Source organism: Rhodococcus sp. BH5, from assembly GCF_027583855.1.
GTDB classification, from domain to species: Bacteria; Actinomycetota; Actinomycetes; order Mycobacteriales; family Mycobacteriaceae; genus Rhodococcus_F; species Rhodococcus_F qingshengii.
This window is the reverse complement of record NZ_JAJHVW010000011.1, coordinates 173463-190127: the sequence shown is the minus strand read 5'-3', so window position 1 is coordinate 190127 and position 16665 is coordinate 173463. Positions and strand designations below refer to the sequence as shown.

At 61.2% G+C, this 16665-nt stretch carries 16 protein-coding genes; 11 read left to right on the top strand and 5 right to left on the bottom strand.

The genetic code is table 11. The features are described from left to right. Nucleotides 1-220 precede the first annotated feature (220 nt). Nucleotides 221-1306: a DNA integrity scanning diadenylate cyclase DisA gene (gene disA, locus RhoBH5_RS25285; RefSeq protein WP_024487741.1), complete on the top strand. Its 1086-nt coding sequence runs from the start codon at nucleotides 221-223 to the stop codon at nucleotides 1304-1306. A 25-nt stretch (nucleotides 1307-1331) separates the two neighbouring features. On the opposite strand, the gene RhoBH5_RS25280 is transcribed toward disA, so the two are convergent. Both RhoBH5_RS25280 and RhoBH5_RS25275 read right to left on the bottom strand, forming a co-directional pair. Beyond that, nucleotides 1332-2075: a DUF4232 domain-containing protein gene (locus RhoBH5_RS25280; protein WP_007726893.1), complete on the bottom strand. Its 744-nt coding sequence runs from the start codon at nucleotides 2073-2075 to the stop codon at nucleotides 1332-1334. A 97-nt stretch (nucleotides 2076-2172) separates the two neighbouring features. Then, nucleotides 2173-2811: a carbonic anhydrase gene (locus RhoBH5_RS25275; RefSeq protein ID WP_003945421.1), complete on the bottom strand. Its 639-nt coding sequence runs from the start codon at nucleotides 2809-2811 to the stop codon at nucleotides 2173-2175. A gap of 228 nt (nucleotides 2812-3039) precedes the next feature. On the opposite strand from RhoBH5_RS25275, the gene RhoBH5_RS25270 reads away from it, so the two are divergent. The 10 genes from RhoBH5_RS25270 to RhoBH5_RS25225 are packed head-to-tail and all read left to right on the top strand — an operon-like array spanning nucleotide 3040 to nucleotide 12521. Continuing rightward, nucleotides 3040-3894 carry an MlaE family ABC transporter permease gene (locus RhoBH5_RS25270; RefSeq protein ID WP_003945667.1) on the top strand — a complete coding sequence of 285 codons (855 nt, stop codon included), beginning with the start codon at nucleotides 3040-3042 and terminating at the stop codon, nucleotides 3892-3894. Continuing rightward, the gene (locus tag RhoBH5_RS25265; RefSeq protein WP_003945610.1) at nucleotides 3894-4739 is read left to right on the top strand and encodes an MlaE family ABC transporter permease; all 846 of its coding nucleotides are present in this window, start codon (nucleotides 3894-3896) and stop codon (nucleotides 4737-4739) included. The genes RhoBH5_RS25270 and RhoBH5_RS25265 overlap by 1 nt, the downstream gene beginning before the upstream one ends. Beyond that, nucleotides 4736-5920 carry an MCE family protein gene (locus RhoBH5_RS25260; RefSeq protein WP_270008923.1) on the top strand — a complete coding sequence of 395 codons (1185 nt, stop codon included), beginning with the start codon at nucleotides 4736-4738 and terminating at the stop codon, nucleotides 5918-5920. The genes RhoBH5_RS25265 and RhoBH5_RS25260 overlap by 4 nt, the downstream gene beginning before the upstream one ends. Then, nucleotides 5917-6927 carry an MCE family protein gene (locus RhoBH5_RS25255; protein WP_270008922.1) on the top strand — a complete coding sequence of 337 codons (1011 nt, stop codon included), beginning with the start codon at nucleotides 5917-5919 and terminating at the stop codon, nucleotides 6925-6927. The genes RhoBH5_RS25260 and RhoBH5_RS25255 overlap by 4 nt, the downstream gene beginning before the upstream one ends. Then, nucleotides 6924-7916, top strand: a complete 993-nt coding sequence (locus RhoBH5_RS25250; RefSeq protein WP_270008921.1) for an MCE family protein — start codon at nucleotides 6924-6926, stop codon at nucleotides 7914-7916. The genes RhoBH5_RS25255 and RhoBH5_RS25250 overlap by 4 nt, the downstream gene beginning before the upstream one ends. Further along, nucleotides 7913-8992 carry an MCE family protein gene (locus tag RhoBH5_RS25245; protein ID WP_050656747.1) on the top strand — a complete coding sequence of 360 codons (1080 nt, stop codon included), beginning with the start codon at nucleotides 7913-7915 and terminating at the stop codon, nucleotides 8990-8992. Before RhoBH5_RS25250 ends, RhoBH5_RS25245 begins: the two co-directional genes overlap by 4 nt. Next, entirely contained in the window at nucleotides 8992-10065 is a 1074-nt protein-coding gene (locus RhoBH5_RS25240; RefSeq protein ID WP_042923606.1) for an MCE family protein, read from the top strand. Before RhoBH5_RS25245 ends, RhoBH5_RS25240 begins: the two co-directional genes overlap by 1 nt. Continuing rightward, nucleotides 10062-11300, top strand: coding sequence for an MlaD family protein (locus RhoBH5_RS25235; protein WP_270008920.1), 1239 nt, complete (start codon nucleotides 10062-10064; stop codon nucleotides 11298-11300). Before RhoBH5_RS25240 ends, RhoBH5_RS25235 begins: the two co-directional genes overlap by 4 nt. Next, nucleotides 11297-11821, top strand: a complete 525-nt coding sequence (locus RhoBH5_RS25230) for a hypothetical protein (protein ID WP_042451875.1) — start codon at nucleotides 11297-11299, stop codon at nucleotides 11819-11821. Before RhoBH5_RS25235 ends, RhoBH5_RS25230 begins: the two co-directional genes overlap by 4 nt. 58 nt (nucleotides 11822-11879) lie before the next feature. Further along, nucleotides 11880-12521, top strand: coding sequence for a TetR/AcrR family transcriptional regulator (locus RhoBH5_RS25225; protein WP_042451878.1), 642 nt, complete (start codon nucleotides 11880-11882; stop codon nucleotides 12519-12521). Nucleotides 12522-12524: 3 nt separating this feature from the next. Here the strand turns inward: RhoBH5_RS25225 and RhoBH5_RS25220 are convergent, their stop codons facing one another. The 3 genes from RhoBH5_RS25220 to RhoBH5_RS25210 all read right to left on the bottom strand — a co-directional run bounded on the left by RhoBH5_RS25220 (nucleotide 12525) and on the right by RhoBH5_RS25210 (nucleotide 16646). Next, a complete protein-coding gene (locus RhoBH5_RS25220) occupies nucleotides 12525-14063 on the bottom strand; it encodes a long-chain-fatty-acid--CoA ligase (protein ID WP_054826798.1) in 1539 nt (512 codons plus the stop codon). A gap of 91 nt (nucleotides 14064-14154) precedes the next feature. Further along, nucleotides 14155-14934 (bottom strand): SDR family NAD(P)-dependent oxidoreductase, encoded by a 780-nt coding sequence (locus RhoBH5_RS25215; RefSeq protein WP_054826797.1) that lies wholly within the window; start codon nucleotides 14932-14934, stop codon nucleotides 14155-14157. Then, a complete protein-coding gene (locus RhoBH5_RS25210; RefSeq protein ID WP_054826796.1) occupies nucleotides 14934-16646 on the bottom strand; it encodes a thiamine pyrophosphate-binding protein in 1713 nt (570 codons plus the stop codon). The genes RhoBH5_RS25215 and RhoBH5_RS25210 overlap by 1 nt, the downstream gene beginning before the upstream one ends. Nucleotides 16647-16665 lie beyond the last annotated feature (19 nt).

Genomic DNA, 16665 nt, shown 5'->3' with positions numbered 1-16665 from the left:
TAAGAATTCATACCGATCTGTGTTACCACCGAGGTGAATGCTACGGGCGAGTCGCGCCAATTCGTTATCGGAATGACTGTCATCGCAAGCGCTCAGGCGACCATCAAATACGAGACATTGTCATGGATAGGTAATCTAAACGGGGATCCGTCCGGCGCAGGCATCGGACCCGACCGAAGTGACATCGACCTCAGCAGGGAGTTTCTCAATGATCAGTGCGATGGCGGACACACAGTCGTCGTCGGCATTGCGAGAGACCATCGCCAGGTTGGCGCCGGGTACCGCTTTGCGAGACGGGCTCGAACGAATTCTGCGCGGCCGTACCGGCGCGCTGATCGTCCTCGGATACGACGAGGAAATGGAAGCGCTGTGTGACGGCGGATTCAACCTCGACGTGGAGTTCGCACCGACCCGATTGCGTGAGCTGTCGAAGATGGACGGCGCGGTTGTCCTCTCGACGGACGGCACACGCATCGTGCGTGCCAACGTCCAGCTGGTTCCCGATCACAAGATTCCCACCGTCGAATCCGGCACGAGGCACCGCGCTGCCGAGCGCACGGCAATTCAGACCGGCTATCCCGTGGTCTCGGTCAGTCAGTCGATGTCGATCGTCAGTGTGTACGTCGGCGGCATCCGGCACGTCATCGACGGCTCGGCCACCATACTTTCGCGCGCCAACCAGGCCGTCGCGACGCTCGAACGATACAAAGCGCGACTCGACGAAGTGACACGGCAACTGTCGGTGGTCGAGATCGAGGATTTCGTGACTCTGCGCGACGCGTTGACCGTCGTACAGCGCCTCGAAATGGTTCGCCGCGTGTCGATCGAAATCGAACAGGATGTCCTCGAACTCGGCACCGACGGTCGCCAGTTGGCACTGCAGCTCGAAGAACTGGTCGGCGACAACGACATTGCACGTCAACTCATCGTTCGGGACTATCTTGCCGGTCCCGAACCCATCGGCACCGCGGCGATGGACAACGTCCTCGTCGCACTCGATCGCGTCACCGACGCCGATCTACTCGATCTCACGACTCTTGCGCGTGTTCTCGGTTATCCAGGCACGATCGAAGCTCTCGACACTCCGATGACTCCTCGCGGATATCGCGTGCTGATGCGTGTACCTCGATTGCAGTTCCATCAGATCCACCGGTTGGTCGGATCCTTCGGCACTCTCCAGTCGCTGCTGGCCGCTACGGCTGCCGATCTGCAGTCGGTCGAGGGCATCGGCGGGCTGTGGGCTCGTCACATCCGTGAGGGACTTTCCCGGCTCGCGGAGACGTCGATCACCGGATCCTTCAACTAGCGGGCCTGTTCGGGCTTGCCCGCGCTCATGCGATGTTGAACGGCTCCGGGGAGCTTCGCAGTGCACCGAGCTGCCCGACAACCGTGTAAGCGCCTGCGCCCACCGGATTGCGCTCGGGGTTCTGCGCGGTCGCGCACTCGGGGGTCGACGTCGTGGCCGACCAGGCGACCTTGAACGCAGCTTGCTCGCCGGGCGCGAGATTGCGTACGTCGGCTGCGGGCTGTGGGTAGCAGTCGACGTTGGACCACAACCGGGTCTTGCCGTCGATGCTGTAGACGAGCACCTGCTGAAGGCCGCCGGCCAGATCTCGATCACAGGGTGCCGAACCGATGTTGGTGATGACGATCGTGAACGACGGCTCTTCGCCGGGAGCGAAGGTCGCCTTGTCTGCGGTGGCCTTGACTGCCAGCGACGAGTCGGCGCACTGACCGGCCGGGACCGGAGCCCCGGTGGTCGAAGACGAAGACGAAGACGAAGACGATCCCGAAGCCTGCGTGCCCGAGCCACCTGATCCACCGGCAGCGCCGCCACCCGAGCCACCGCCACCGTCCGGCGCGTTGGAGCCGGAAGGGTTGGGGGTGAAGGAGACGTCCGTCGTCAGCGAGGAACTCGCAGCGGCCGAATCGGCCTCCGGGGTATCACTTCCACCGCCGAAGAGGGCGGACGCCGCCCAGATGATCAACGCCAGTGCAATGACGGCGGCACCAATGGCCAGCGCCCGGCGACGCCAGTAGATCTCGGGGGGCAGTGGTCCATTAGGTTCCAACACGGACTCAACGGTAGTTGGCGCAGGGTCCACTAACCGTCAGCTGAGGCGGCGTGTCGGTACCCATTGTCTGCTGCCAGGTACCACTGCCCCGGAAGATCTAACCCTCGACGGTCTCGACGCTCTCGCCGATGTCGCCGACCGCGCCCTGAACTCGCATGTGACCGTCGGACAACGTGTACGTGACGCCGACGATCGCGCACGCACCCTTGTCCACCTTGTCGGCGATGATCCGCGACCTCTGCATGATCAGCGAGCCGGTCTCCACGACGTGACGGCCTTCGAGTTCGTCCACGGTGGACAAGCCCTCGTTGCGGCCCATCAGGATGGACGGAGCAACACGCTCGACCACACTGCGGATGAATCCGTCGGGAACTGCGCCCTCGTCCAGGGCGTCGAGCGTTGCCTTCACGGCACCGCAACCGTCGTGCCCGAGGACGACGATGAGCGGCACGTTGAGCACGTGAACCGCGTACTCGATGGAACCGAGCACCGAATCGTCGAGCACGTGACCTGCAGTGCGCACGACGAACATGTCGCCGAGACCCTGGTCGAAGATGATCTCGGCGGCTACGCGCGAATCACCGCAACCGAACAGCACCGCTGTGGGGTGCTGCCCATCGACGAGTTTCGCGCGGTCCGCGATTCCCTGGCTGGGGTGAATGGACGCGTCGTTGACAAATCGCTCGTTGCCTTCGCGAAGGGACTTCCAAGCGGAAATGGGGCTTGATCGTGGCATTCACTCATTGTGCACCCGCCGCATTTCGGGCTCTCGCCGGGAAGGTTGCGTGGACGCAAACGAAAGTTCCGCGTCGACATTCGCGCCCGGTGATGAAGTGGCCGAAATGGAACTTACTTCAGAGTCAGTTTCCTGATACCGTCTCCGAACGTGACCTGGAGCACTTCGAGCTCCCGAGTGTGATCGAAGAAACCCGACCAGAACGATTCGGCCGGAGAGGGGGATGGCGTGAGCACCGAAGCTACGACGACCGGGAATGGAACAACCGGGGAAACAACTGCTGTCTCCCCCGCCAAGACGAACATGTTCTCGAACCTGCTCTCCGAGATCGGACTGCTCTTCACCTTCACCGTTCGCGTGTGCGTTGCGGCGTTCACATCTCTTCGACACAAGCGCCTCGCCTGGCGTGAGGCGCTCGACCAGATGTGGTTTCTCGCCCACGTCACCTCGGTCGCGTCCGCTCTGGTGATGATTCCCCTCGGTGTCGGGGTAGCACTGCAGATCGGTGCGCTCGCAGATCAAATCGGCGCGGGTGCGTACAGCGGTGCCGTCGTCGCGTTCCTCATCATCGGACAGGCCGGCCCCCTGGTGTGCGCCCTGATCATCGCCGGTGTCGGCGGTTCCGCAATCTGCGCAGATTTGGGAGCGCGAACGATACGCGAGGAAATCGATGCACTCGAAGTGCTCGGTCTACCCGTGCTCGAACGCCTGGTCGTACCCCGGATGATCGCCATTGCCGTCGTCTGCCTCCTACTGAACTCGATAGTTCTCGTAATCGGTTTGGGCGCAAGCCTCTTCGTTCACGTCCTGATACTCGACGGCAACGCACAGAGTTTCCTGCGCAATCTCGTTCAATTCAGTCAACCCAGCGACTTCGTCGTCTCCGGCATCAAAGCCGTTGCCTTTGCTCTCATCTCGGGAATCGTGGCCTGCTACAAGGGCCTGACCGTCAAGCGCGGAGCTCAAGGCGTCGGCGACGCAGTCAACGAGACCGTCGTGCTCTCGTTTGTCCTCGTGTTTGTCGCCAACCTCGCAATTACTCAGTTCTACCCACTGTTCGTCTCGGTGAAAGGTGCCTATTGATGCACCTGCCCATCGCAATTCGTGCCAAGCGGGTCAGTTCGCGGACCGTCGACGGCCTGAGTCGACTCGGCGATCAGTTCACGTTCCACGCGCGTGTCATCACCTCGATTCCCGCAACCCTCAAGCGCTATTGGCGTGAAGTCGCCCGTCTCGTCGCCCAGGTGGCATTCGGTTCGGGCACCCTGCTCGCCGGAGGCGGCAGCGTCGTCGTGATCTTCGCGATCTCGTTCTTCGCCGGTTCCCAGATCGGACTCGAGGGCTACCGCGGACTCAATCTCGTCGGCCTCGCACCGCTGTCCGGCGTGATGTCCGCCATCGCGAATACTCGCGAGGTGGCACCACTCGTTGCCGCAATCACCCTGGCAGCCAAGGTCGGAACCGGATTCACCGCGCAGCTCGGAGCGATGCGGATCTCCGAGGAAATCGACGCGCTCGAAGTCATGGCGATTCCCTCGCTGCGGTACCTGGTCACCACCCGAATGATCGCGGCGCTCATCGCGGTGGTCCCGCTGTACCTGGTCGGCCTGTTTGCTTCGTACATGGCAACGGCGCTTGCGGTGATCCGGGTCAAAGGCCAGTCGGAGGGAACGTACGGCTACTACTTCAGTCTTTTCCTCTCTCCCAACGACATCTGGTTGTCCTTGATAAAAGTCATGGTGTTCGCGGTCGTCGTGACCCTCGTGCACTGCTACTACGGTTACACCGCGACGGGTGGACCCGAAGGCGTCGGACGAGCCGCCGGACGAGCGTTGCGCACCAGCATCGTCTTCCTTGCATTCACCGACGTCGCGATGACCATTGCGCTGTGGGGACTCAAACCTCACGTACCCGGGCTGACCGGATGATCGTCACGAATTCCAGCCGAATCACCCTGGCACTGCGGGGTTTACTCGCCGTGGTCATCCTGATCCTCGCCTACGTCTTCTTGTTCAGCAGAGGTACGGACTCCACCGGTTCCACACCGCAGGTCAGTGCTGTCGTCCCCGCCAGTGCCGGTGCGCTGCGAGTCGGATCCTCGGTACAGTACCGCGGCGTCGTCGTCGGCGCTGTGGCCGAGATCGAGCCGGGCACCACCGCTTCGACTGTCTCACTCGCGATCGACGAGGGAGCGTTCGAGGACATACCGTCGACAAGTCAGGTGCGACTGATGCCCCGCAACATCTTCGGTGACTTCTTCGTAGACTTGATTCAACCTGACGGACTCTCGCGTGGTCCTGCTCTCGTGCCGGGTACCGAATTGGTATCCGATCAGTCCGAAGTCGCGGTCCAGCTCTACCAATCGATCTCACGGATCTACTCGCTCGTTTCTTCCCTCGACCCCGCCGACATCAACGTCGCACTCACGGCAGTCTCGGACGCGTTGAGCGGCAAGGGAAACCAGATCGGCGAATCGCTCGATTCAGTCCACCAAGCGTTGGTCGGTGCGCAGCCCGTCATCGACGGACTCGGTGACGACCTCGACGACATAGCCACCCTCGCCGACAGTCTCTCGACGAGTGCGCCGGACATGCTCGCAGCATTCGAGAACTCCATCACCACATCCAAGACCGTCGTCGAGAAATCCGACGGGTTGGCGGGGCTTCTGCGTGCCGGCACCAGCACGGGAGCTGCTGCCACGAGTCTGATCGGTGACAATCGCGACCGCATGATCACCTTGGTCGACGACGCCGATTCCCTGACCGGCGCAATCACTTCGCGGCCGGACCACATCACCACCTTCTACAACGGCCTGCGCAATCTCACGATCAAGCTCCCGCCCGCGTTGGCGCATGGTCCGTGGCTCAGCACCGATCTACGGCTGTCCGTCACAGATCTGTATCCGTACGGAAAGACCGACTGCCCACGGTACGACGGAACCCGCGGACCCAACTGTCCTGCCGCCGCGACCGCGTTCGGCGGAACCGTCGGCCCGGTCGGCAGCCCTGCCGAACAGTCCCTGATCTCGGCTCTCACCCAGGGCGGTACAGCTTTGGACACTCTCGTGGCGGGGCCGGTATTTCGCGGCACGACGGTGGTGGGCGGATGAGCGTGAAGAAATCTCTGATCAGGTTCGGACTGTATGCTGCACTGTCGATTCTCGCCACCGTGGTTGTGGTGAGCACCCTGATCAACCCAGTCTCCGGGTCGAGTTCGCAGTACCGGGCCGTCTTCGTCAATGCCTCCGGCCTGGTCACCGGCAGCGATGTTCAGATCGCCGGGGTGCGAGTAGGGCGCGTCGACAGCGTCGAGTTGGTGAACAACCAAGCCGTCGTCGGCTTCGAACTCGAATCTGCACAACGTATTCCGTCCGACGGTCGCGCTGTGGTGAGGTACGCAGACCTGTTGGGAGCGCGAACAATTTCGATCGAACCCGGACAGGCCGAACGCGCAACAGGCAACTACCTCTCCCCCGGGGCCACAATTCCCATGGAACAGACTCAGCCGGCGATCGACCTCACCGACATCCTCGGCGGATTCCGTCCCCTGTTCGACGCACTTGACCCCGCAGAAGTCAACGAGCTTGCCGCACAGGTCGTCCAGGTATTCCAAGGACAAGGTTCCACCATCGAAAGCCTGCTGGAGCGCACTGTTGCCGTCACCGAGAACCTGACGTCCCGGGACGCGATCTTGGACCAACTACTGAACAACCTCGACCGGGTCCTTACCGTGACCACGACGAATCGACCCAACTTCGTCGAGATGATCAACACGCTCGACGCACTGGTCGGCGGTTTGGCACAGGACCGCCAACAGATCTCGGCCGCAGTGGATTCCGCAGGCGCCCTGACTTCTTCACTTCAGGACTTGGTGACGGGCGTGGAACCGGACTTGGCTGGCGCGCTGACTTCGATCGATCAGTCGGCTCGCGTCGTCGTCGACAATCGTGAGTCGCTGGCGACCGGTATCACCGCTTTCGATCAACTGTTCACCCAGTTGGGGATCGCGATGAGCTACGGAAGCTGGGCGAACATCTACATCTGCAACTTCCGGCTCAGCGCGCTGGACCAATCGGTGACCCTCGGCGGCCCCGAGCGTTCGGCGGTGTGCCGATGAACTGGCTCACCGTCAAGAACCCGGTCCGCAACGGAATCATCTGCATCCTCGTCGGAGTCGGTGTGGTTCTGGCCGCACTCGTTGTCCCTCAACTGATCTTGAAGGTCAAGACCAACGAGTACCACGCCGTCTTTACCAACGCCACTGGGTTGACGCAGGACGATCCGGTCAACGTCGCGGGAGTCCCGAGCGGGGTGGTCACCTCGTTGGCGGTCAGCGGCAACTCGGTTGAAGTCACCTTCCGACTCGACGACGGCGTCACTCTCGGCGAAGACTCCCGTGCGGACATCAAGATCTCGACTCTGCTCGGCCGACGCTCGCTCGACGTCACTCCGAACGGATCGCGCTCGTTACCCGCACGTTCGACCATCCCCATCGAGAACACGAGCGTTCCGTTCACTCTCGACGATCTCGGTCGAGGAGCACAATCCACGTCGGAAAACCTTGATCTGCAACAACTGCGAAATATGCTGACCGTGGTGTCCGACAATTCACCGGACGATCCCGAACTCATTCGACGCTCACTCGAGGGAATCGACGCACTCTCCGGAGTAGTCAACGACAACGACGTTGCGCTCCGTTCCCTTCTCACCGGAGCGCAGCAGACGACCGCAACACTGATCGAGCAGAAGGACACTCTGGAAACCCTTCTGGGGAATGCGGATCTGGTGATGTCCACGATCGCCGACCGGCGAGATGTGCTGAATGCGCTTGTACAAGACCTGAATCAGTTGAGCACCACACTTGCCCAGTTCCTGGGCGACAACCAGGCTTTGATCGACTCGGTCATGGGAGACATCCACGTGGTGACGGGAGTTCTGTCCGAGAACGAACAATCACTGACCACACTGCTCGACAACTTCGCCCCCAGCGTCCGCTACGTCACCAACGCAACCGGTAACGGCAACTGGCTCGACCTCAACTCACCCTCCACCCTCATCCCGGACAACTGGTTGTGCGTCGTCGGGCTCGTTCAGGGGTGTCGATGACCACGACCGTCAAGAAACTCGCCGTGCTGGCAGCGATAGTGATCTGCGCGATCGGTGCCGTCCTGGTCGTCACGCGTGACGAACACAGACTCACTCTCACCGCCGAATTCACCTCGACCGACGCTATCTTCACCGGGAACACAGTGACGATTCTGGGAGTTCCCAGCGGGAGGGTCGAGAGCGTCACGCCGGAAGGGTCCCGGGTACGAGTGGCGCTGAGCCTGCCATCCGGAACACGTATACCCGCCGACGCGCAGGCCTGGGTCCTGTCTCCCTCGGTCATCAGTGACCGCACGATCGAACTCGGCCCCGGCTACGAGGACGGTGAGTTCCTCACCGACGGCGCGGTGATCCCTCTCGAACGCACTCACTCCCCGCTGACGTGGGACCAACTCACCGCATCGGTGAACGAATTGACGGTGGCGCTCGGCCCTGGCGCCGACGGCGGCGGGATCGGTGACCTCATCGGAGAAGGCGCCCACGCGTTGGACGGCAACGGGCAAGCATTCAACGATGCCGTTCGGTCCATCTCACAGGCCAGTTCGGTACTGGCGGGTGCAAGTCCCGACATCTCCGAACTGGTGAAGAACCTGAACACCCTCGTGCAGTTGATCGCGGACAACCAGACCAAGGTCGACTCTCTGTCGAACTCGGTGACAGTCACCGCCCGCACGTTCAGCGCCCAGCGAGAAGACATCAGCGGGGCGCTCGATTCCCTGACCACGTTGCTCGGACAGGTCTCAGCGCTACTCGCCGAACACGGCGAGGCGGTCACCGCCGATCTGGGTACGCTCGCACAGTTGGCCGGTGCAGTCGCGACCAAACAGGATCAACTGCGCGAGATCATCGAAACGGCACCAACGGGATTCGAGAACGTCGCCAACCTCGTCACCGAAGAAGGCCGAGCCAGAGCACGATTGAACGTCGCCACCGATCTCTCACAGTTCGACACGACGAGAGAACTGTGCGAGAAGATGCCGATACCGCTGTGCACAGGGCCGGGAATCGTCAATCCCATCGAATTTCCTTCGGCAGGCAGCTCCGACCTGGCACGCATCCTCGGTGGGGGTAACTGATGGCGTCGAACAAGTCCGTGGTGAGCGTTGTCGTGGCACTTGTCATCGCCGCGCCATTGACCGGCTGCAGTCTCAACTTCCAGCACCTCCCCCTCGGACGCGGTCTGCCAGGAGAGTCGTACCCGCTGAACATGGAATTCGTCGACGCGTCGTTACTTCCCGTCGGCGGCGAGGTGCGGATCGGCCAGGCAGTGGTCGGCAGAGTCACGTCGATGAGCGCGCAAACCTTTGCAGCCGTGGTACATACCGAAATCGCGTCGGACATCGAACTACCTGTCGGCACCCGCGCTCGGATCGAACTGTCGACCCCGATCGGCGATGCGTTCGTCAACCTCGAAGTTCCGGTCGATCCAGCGGGCCCCATTCTCGAACCAGGTTCCACCATCGAGCGATCGGAGACCGTGCGCGGACCCGATGTCGCACAACTGCTCGGCGCCGTCGGAACTCTGTTGAACGGCAGTGGGTTGGCGCAGGTCAAGAACATCGTCAGCGAGGCTGATCAGATTCTCGACGGCAGGGAGGAGACGATCCGCGATCTGCTTGCACGCCTTGACACTTTTCTCGGAACACTTGACGACCGAAAGGAATCGATCAATTCGGCACTGGATTCACTGAACCGGCTCAGCGCTCTGATCGGAGACGAGAGCGCCACCATCGACGAAGGCTTGCGCACACTCACACCCGCATTGAGCGTGATCGCCGACCAACGACAACCGCTCCTCGATCTACTCGACGAAACCGATCGGCTCAGTACCGCAACCAATTCCGTACTCGACCAGTCGGCCGACCAGATTTCCGAGATCACCGGACGACTGTCACCCATCCTCGACCAGTTCTCGGCAATGGGGCCGACACTGGGTGAGACGATGGCCAACCTGGACAACGCAAGAGTGCTCCTCGAGCGTGCCAGCCCAGGCGATTACGTGAACATCGACCTCGACGTCGATGTCGAGGGCACCGTGACCGGAGTGCTCAACGAGATAATCCCGGGCGCCGCACCGCCACTGCCACCTCTGCCCGCCTCCGATCGGGAACTGCCGATCACGACACCCCTGCAAGGAGGAACGCGATGAAGAACCGAACCGTCTATTTCGAGATCGCCGCCTTTCTCCTCATCGCGGTGGTCAGCACGACGTACGTACTCCGGCAAGTCGGTGCCGGAGATCCGTTCACCGGAACCTTCTCGGTCATCGTCGAATTGGAGAACGCGGCCGGAATCGCTCCCGGTTCGGAAGTGGCCTATCGCGGAGTCACCGTCGGCGACGTCGAGTCGGTGGAGGTGGACTCTGCCCAGGACCTCGTCGTGATGACGTTGAGCATCGCCGCCGACAAACAGATCCCCAACGATTCGCATGTGGCCATCGGCCAGGACACCGCCGTTCCGGTATTGAAAGTTCAGTTGTCCTCGCAGACCGACGGCGGCCCGTATCTGGTTGAAGGTTCCGTCGTTCCGACTGAGCGCACTTCGATCCCGGTCGCGTTGGGAACCGTGATTGCGAATTTCAACGCTGCTGCCGACACCGTCGATCCGGCAGACCTGCGAACCCTCTCGCACGAACTCGGCGAGGGATTGAACGGATTGGGTCCGGATCTGCAGGCGCTCGTCGACAACTTCGACGTGCTCGCGCGCACTGTCCAATCCGATCAACCGCGTGTCAACACACTCGTCGAGAACTCGCGCTCACTGTTCACTGCGAACGAGGAAAATGTTGACGCTCTTCCCGAAGTTGCACTCACACTTCGCCAATTGACAGATCAGGTACGAAACTCCGATCCGCAACTGCGCACACTCCTCGATCGAAGCCCGAGTGTTCTCGACAATCAGATACTGCCTCTCATCGAACAGAGTCGTGAGCCGTTCAGTCTGCTGTTGGCCAATTCTCTCGTCTCCACTCAGATCGTCACTGCACGGATGCCCGCCGTCGATGCCTTGTTGGTGGTGGTGCCCAAAGGATTCGAGAAGTTCGGAAGTATCGTCAAAGACGGACGGGCACAGCTTGATCTGATCACAGCACTCGGACCGGTCTGTATCTACGACACGCCCCGGCGATCGGTACAGGACACCTCACCGACCACGCTCGACAAGAACCAACACTGCGCGGACCAGTCGGGCCGGATCCAGAATCGCGGATCGCAGAACGTCCCCACCGGAACTGGAACGATCGACGGGGTTGCTGAATACGATCCTGCCCTCGGAACGGTCGCAGCCGGTGACGGAATGTCGATTCGTCTGGGCCTCAACGGTGGTCAGAACACCGTTCTCGGTGACAACTCGTTTGCCGCACTACTAGTACAAGGAACGCAATGACCGAGACAACCGAACCCCAGACGCCCACAATCGTCGACAAGCCCAAGCGGCTTCGCAAGCAGACCGTAGCGATCGTTGCCGGCGCCCTGGTCGTGGTCGCGGCGCTCGGATGGGGCGCATTCGCGACCTGGCAGAAATCGGTCGACGAAAACGCGCGTATCAGCGCCCTGGACAGCGGACGGCAATTCGCCACTGATCTTGCGACGTACAACTTCCAGAACCTCGATCAGAATCTCTCCGTGGTCCGTGACAATTCTGTCGGCGAATTCGCCGGTCAGTACGCCCAGGTGGCAGCCAACCTTCAGAACATGATCGTGCAGTATCAGGCGACCTCGTCCGCTCAGATCATTTCAGCCGGGCTGGCGAGCAGTGATCGCGACAACGCCGAGGTGCTCGTGTTCCTCGATCAGACGATCACGAACACCAACTCCCCCGATCCGAGAATCGACCGCAACCGGATGCAACTTTCGCTGGTCCGCGAGGACGGCGAGTGGAAACTGAGTAACGTGCAGTTGTTGTGACTTCGTCGCGGCGTAGTATCTCCCCGAGCATTATCGAGCGATAGCTAGGGGACCACGTATGGCCACGAAAGATTCGGCGAAGGACGCCACAGCCAGTTGGCGACGGATCGAGCCGCTCGAGCTGACTCCTATCCTGGAAGCCGCCCTCGAAGGATTCTACGACAACGGGTTCCACGGTACTTCGATACGCGAGATCGCACGCCGCGTCGGCGTGACGATCCCCGCCCTCTACTACCACCACCAGAGCAAAGAAGGGATCCTCCTTGCTCTGCTGGAGATTTCGACCAGTGACGTCCTCGCTCGTGCCCACAGCGCGTACGCCGACGGCGGAGACGACCCTCGACAACAACTCACCAACGTCGTCGAAGCGATCGTGCTTCGTATGACGACCCGCTCTCGGTTGGCAGCCCTCGAGGGGGAAGTGCGCTACCTCAGCCCCGAACACCGACAGCGATATCGTGTCGTACGCAAGGGCGTCGAAGAATTGGTGCTCGGCATAGTCACCGAGGGTTCGGAACGAGGTCTCTTCTCAGTAGCAGACGTGCCCGAGACCACCCGCGCACTTCTCGCGATGTGCCAGTCGATTCCGCGCTGGTATCACGCCGAGGGAGAACTCACCCCGGAAGAGGTAGCTCAGAAGTACGCCGTCATCGCACTGAATACGGTTGGATGCAAGCCCGGCCGCAAGCGTGCACGTTGATTCTCATACTGTCGAATATCGCGCCCGAAGTTCGCGCTTGAGGATCTTGCCCGTAGCACCCAACGGAAGTTCCGTGACTATCTCGATGGACTTGGGGCACTTGTAGCCGGCAAGTCGGCTTCGAACGAAACCTGAAATCGAGTCGGTATCGAGTTGATGCCCTGCAGCAGCAACTACGACGGCTTTGACCGCCTCGCCCCACAGTGGATCCTCCACTCCAATGACGGCAACTTGGGATACTCCCGGATAGTCGGCGATGACCGATTCGACTTCGATGGGATAGACGTTCTCTCCACCCGTGATGATCATGTCCTTCATCCGATCGGTGATGTAGACGTAGCCCTCGCTGTCGACCCGTCCCACGTCGCCGGTATGGAACCACCCGTCGGTATCTATCGCAGCGGCAGTCTCTTCCGGCCGTCGGTAGTAACCTTCGGTCGTTTGCGGAGACCTGACATAGATCTCGCCGGCCTCGCCGACCGCAACTTCCTCGCCTTCCGGTGACATCACCTTCAAGTCCACCCAGGGGTAGGGTTTTCCGACCGAGCGCAGCAGTCCGACCTTCTCGCCGTCCACCGCATGGTCACAAGAATCGAGTTGTGTTACTGCTCCATGCGTTTCGGTCAGCCCGTAGACCTGGAACAGGGGCTTGCGGAACGTCTCGAGAGCTCGCTTCAAGACCCATGGTGTGATCGGCGAGGAACCGTAAGCGATGGATCGGAGAGTTGCGAAATTGCGCTCTCGCGCGCCTGGTACGTCGACCAGCATCCCGATGACGGAAGGCACGAGAAAGGTATTGGTGATACTCATCCCTTCCAGTACTTCCAACAGACCGGCAGGTGTGAATTCTGGGAGAACGACGTTATGGGCGCCATTCGCAAGTCCCACGAGCGCCCAACCCAATCCACCGATGTGGAACAGGGGCATCGCACACAAGCTGACCGAGGATTCGTCGAATCCCCATGGCCCGCCGGTTCGCGTGCATGCCTCCAGGTTCCTGTTGGATGTGAGAACACCTTTGGGTTTTGCCGTCGTTCCGGATGTATACAGTTGCAGTACAACGTCGTCCAGGCTTCCGCGCCATCCCGGATCGACCGAACTTGCGCCTGCCGATCGCGCTTCGTAGTCGAACTCCTCGGAACCGTCGATCTTCACGACACGCAGCTTCGCCCCTTCCGATGCCTGCACCGCCGAGACCACACCCTCGAATTCACTGTGGAAGAACAACACACGAGCGTCCGCGTCGGCGAGCACCTCGGCAACCTCGGCGCCGGACAACCTCCAATTGATCGGGATTGCCACTGCCCCGATCTTCGCTGCCGCAAGTACGATCTCGACGACTTGAGTCGAGCCTCTGTCCACCACAGCCACCCTGGTTCCAGATCTACAACCCAGGTCGAGAAGAACGTTGGCCAGCCGACTGGTGCGGAGGTCGAGCTCGGCAAACGTCATCGACCCGTCTCGACCTGTCAACGCGAGGGCGTCTGGTCGTGCAGCAGCGTGGCGTCGAGACTCATCGGCAAGGCGATATTGCGAGCACATCGTGAAAAGCCCTTTCTGGATTGGACGTAACTTCCGGCCCGGGCGCGTGGACGACACCGGGCGCTATCAGAACCGACGAACTCTCGACGAGCTATTGCATCGCCTCGATGTGTTTCATCACGTCCGGGTACCGACGTAAGTGGGCACCCCCGTTGACATCGAGAACCTCGCCCGTGATCCACGAAGAAGCATCGGAAGCGAGGAAGAACACCGCTTCGGCAACGTCGCGTGGCAACCCATTACGTCCGAGCGGAGTGTTCTCGGTGAAGTCCGCCTGAATAGCCGGCACACCGGTGAGACCCTCGACAAGTGGCGTTTCGACAAGACCTGGCGAAACCGCGTTGACGCGTATCCCCCGGTCTCCGAGTTCGAGTGCCGCAACCTCGGTGAGCATGGCGAGGCCAGCTTTGGCGGAGCAGTATCCTGCAAAACCTGCAGCCGCCTGCCGTGCGTTCAATGAGGTGATCGAGACGATCGATCCACCGGCAGTCATGGCACGCGCCGCGTGCTTGATCACGAAGAAACCTCCGGTGAGACAGATGTCAACGGTGCGCCGCCAAGTCTGCGCCTCCAAATCCGTTATGTAGCCCGGCAGATTCACCCCGGCACAATTGACCGCGATATCCAACCGACCATGCTGCGCCTCGGCCCCCTCGAATATCCCCTTGACCGATTCTTCGTCGACGACGTCGACCCGGACTGCTTCAGCTCGCCCACCGAGTTCTACGGCGCGTTTCCGCCCGCCTTCGATGTCGATGTCGCCTATCACGACGCTCACGCCTTCGGCAGCCAGCAATTGCGCTGTTGCCCAACCGATACCGGATGCTCCGCCGATCACGACGGCTACTGCACCTTCCATTCGCCCCGGCATCAGCGAGGAATGTTCTCGTAGTACGGGACAACGATTTCGTCCGTACTCGTGACGTCACCGAGCATCATCGTCGTGATGGGGTGGACTACGTGCGGGTCCACCTCGACGTTGATACATGCGGGAACCCCCGCGTCGAACGCGCGTTTCATAGCGTCGGCGATGGAGGCGACATCCTTAACACGCTCTCCGTATCCACCGAAGGCCTCGGCAACCTTCTCGTATGCGCTGTCTGCGAGTTCGGATACGACAATTCCTTCGTCCCCGTACACCGCTTCCTGGCCGTGGATCGACATCCCCCACACTGCATTGTTGAATATCACTGTCACAACAGGTATTCCATGACGGGCCATTGTGTCGAATTCCTGGATGTGGAATCCTGCCGCGCCGTCACCGGTAATGAGCACAACGGGTGATTCCGGTCGTGCCCGATGTGCGCCGATTGCGAAACCGGGCCCCACACCCAGGCATCCGAGGTAGCCGAGCCTCAAGACACCACCAACCTCTTCGGTGGTAGTGAAGAACTCGCCCCACGACGGCGCCTCGGCACCGTCCATCACGAAAGTAGTACCGGGCGGGCAGGCTTCGACGATCGCGCGCGCTGCAAAGTACGGATGCGCCTTACCGCTTTCCGTCGCTTCGTCCTCGAAACCATGCCGGTGCGCATGTTTCGCACTGGTGGCGGCATCGACCCAGGCACTCCAATCGGGCCATTGACGTTGATCAGCAGCAGTTTTCAAAGCGATGAGCGCTTCTCGACAGTCGGCAAGTATCGGAACGTCCACGTCCTGCATACGCCCGATTTCGGACGCGTCGACGTCGATCTGGACCAACCGCGCACCGGGGAACAAGCTGGTGCGTCCGCCGGTGAACATCCCGGCTCGGGCACCGACAACGAATACCACGTCGGGGGTCGGATACCCAAGGGCAGGCAACGAGCCGATCGCCAACAGTCCGCCGCCGGCCAGTCGATGGCTTGCGGGTACCGCTCCATCGGACTTCCCGGGGTAGAACACCGGCACGTCCACCGTTTCCGCGAACGCCACCAGCGCCGCGCTCGCATGGGAGAAAGTGACGCCACCTCCGATCACAATGGCGGGGTTCGTCGCTTCACCGAGCAGATCGAGAGCGGCCTCGACCGCTGCAGCAGTCGGACCCGACCTCGCACTCACGGTGTAGTTCACCGGAAATCTCACGGTGTCTTCGTCGGCTTCACCGAACATCACGTCGATCGGCACTTCGAGCAGCACCGGCCCCGGAATTCCGGTCGTCGCCTTACGAATTGCCAGAGCAACTATCTCGGGGACGCGTGCCGGATCGGTGATGCGGTATGCCCACTTGGTCACCGGAACAGCTGCGGCAATCTGATCGAAACCACCCTGAAGCGGATTCGTCTCGGTCTCACGCATCGGCGGAGCACCGACGACGAAGATAGTCGGCGTGCGATCGAGGAGTGCATTGGTCAGCGCGGTGTAGACATTCGTGAAGCCCGGGCCGGAGGTGACTACACAAACGCCGTAATTGCCCGTCACTCGCGCGTACGCATCCGCAGCGTGTCCCGCAGTGGCTTCGTGTCGGGTGTCGGTGAGCCGGATGCCGTGACGTCGACAGGCTACGAGGAAAGCATCCAAGTGCCCTCCGTGCAGGGTGAAGACCTCGGTTGTGCCCGCTTCAGCTAGTGCTCTGGCAAGTAATTCGCCACCGTTGACAATCATGTATTTCCTTCCGGAGTTT

What these genes read in the sequence shown, in the direction of transcription:
- RhoBH5_RS25240 (WP_042923606.1), top strand. Translation starts at nt 8,992, where the DNA reads ATGGCGTCGAACAAGTCCGTGGTGAGCGTTGTCGTGGCACTTGTCATC.
- RhoBH5_RS25245 (WP_050656747.1), top strand. Translation starts at nt 7,913, where the DNA reads ATGACCACGACCGTCAAGAAACTCGCCGTGCTGGCAGCGATAGTGATC.
- RhoBH5_RS25250 (WP_270008921.1), top strand. Translation starts at nt 6,924, where the DNA reads ATGAACTGGCTCACCGTCAAGAACCCGGTCCGCAACGGAATCATCTGC.
- RhoBH5_RS25275 (WP_003945421.1), bottom strand. Translation starts at nt 2,811, where the DNA reads ATGCCACGATCAAGCCCCATTTCCGCTTGGAAGTCCCTTCGCGAAGGC.
- RhoBH5_RS25260 (WP_270008923.1), top strand. Translation starts at nt 4,736, where the DNA reads ATGATCGTCACGAATTCCAGCCGAATCACCCTGGCACTGCGGGGTTTA.
- RhoBH5_RS25265 (WP_003945610.1), top strand. Translation starts at nt 3,894, where the DNA reads ATGCACCTGCCCATCGCAATTCGTGCCAAGCGGGTCAGTTCGCGGACC.
- RhoBH5_RS25220 (WP_054826798.1), bottom strand. Translation starts at nt 14,063, where the DNA reads ATGTGCTCGCAATATCGCCTTGCCGATGAGTCTCGACGCCACGCTGCT.
- RhoBH5_RS25230 (WP_042451875.1), top strand. Translation starts at nt 11,297, where the DNA reads ATGACCGAGACAACCGAACCCCAGACGCCCACAATCGTCGACAAGCCC.
- RhoBH5_RS25215 (WP_054826797.1), bottom strand. Translation starts at nt 14,934, where the DNA reads ATGCCGGGGCGAATGGAAGGTGCAGTAGCCGTCGTGATCGGCGGAGCA.
- RhoBH5_RS25255 (WP_270008922.1), top strand. Translation starts at nt 5,917, where the DNA reads ATGAGCGTGAAGAAATCTCTGATCAGGTTCGGACTGTATGCTGCACTG.
- RhoBH5_RS25235 (WP_270008920.1), top strand. Translation starts at nt 10,062, where the DNA reads ATGAAGAACCGAACCGTCTATTTCGAGATCGCCGCCTTTCTCCTCATC.
- RhoBH5_RS25210 (WP_054826796.1), bottom strand. Translation starts at nt 16,646, where the DNA reads ATGATTGTCAACGGTGGCGAATTACTTGCCAGAGCACTAGCTGAAGCG.
- RhoBH5_RS25225 (WP_042451878.1), top strand. Translation starts at nt 11,880, where the DNA reads ATGGCCACGAAAGATTCGGCGAAGGACGCCACAGCCAGTTGGCGACGG.
- disA (WP_024487741.1), top strand. Translation starts at nt 221, where the DNA reads ATGGCGGACACACAGTCGTCGTCGGCATTGCGAGAGACCATCGCCAGG.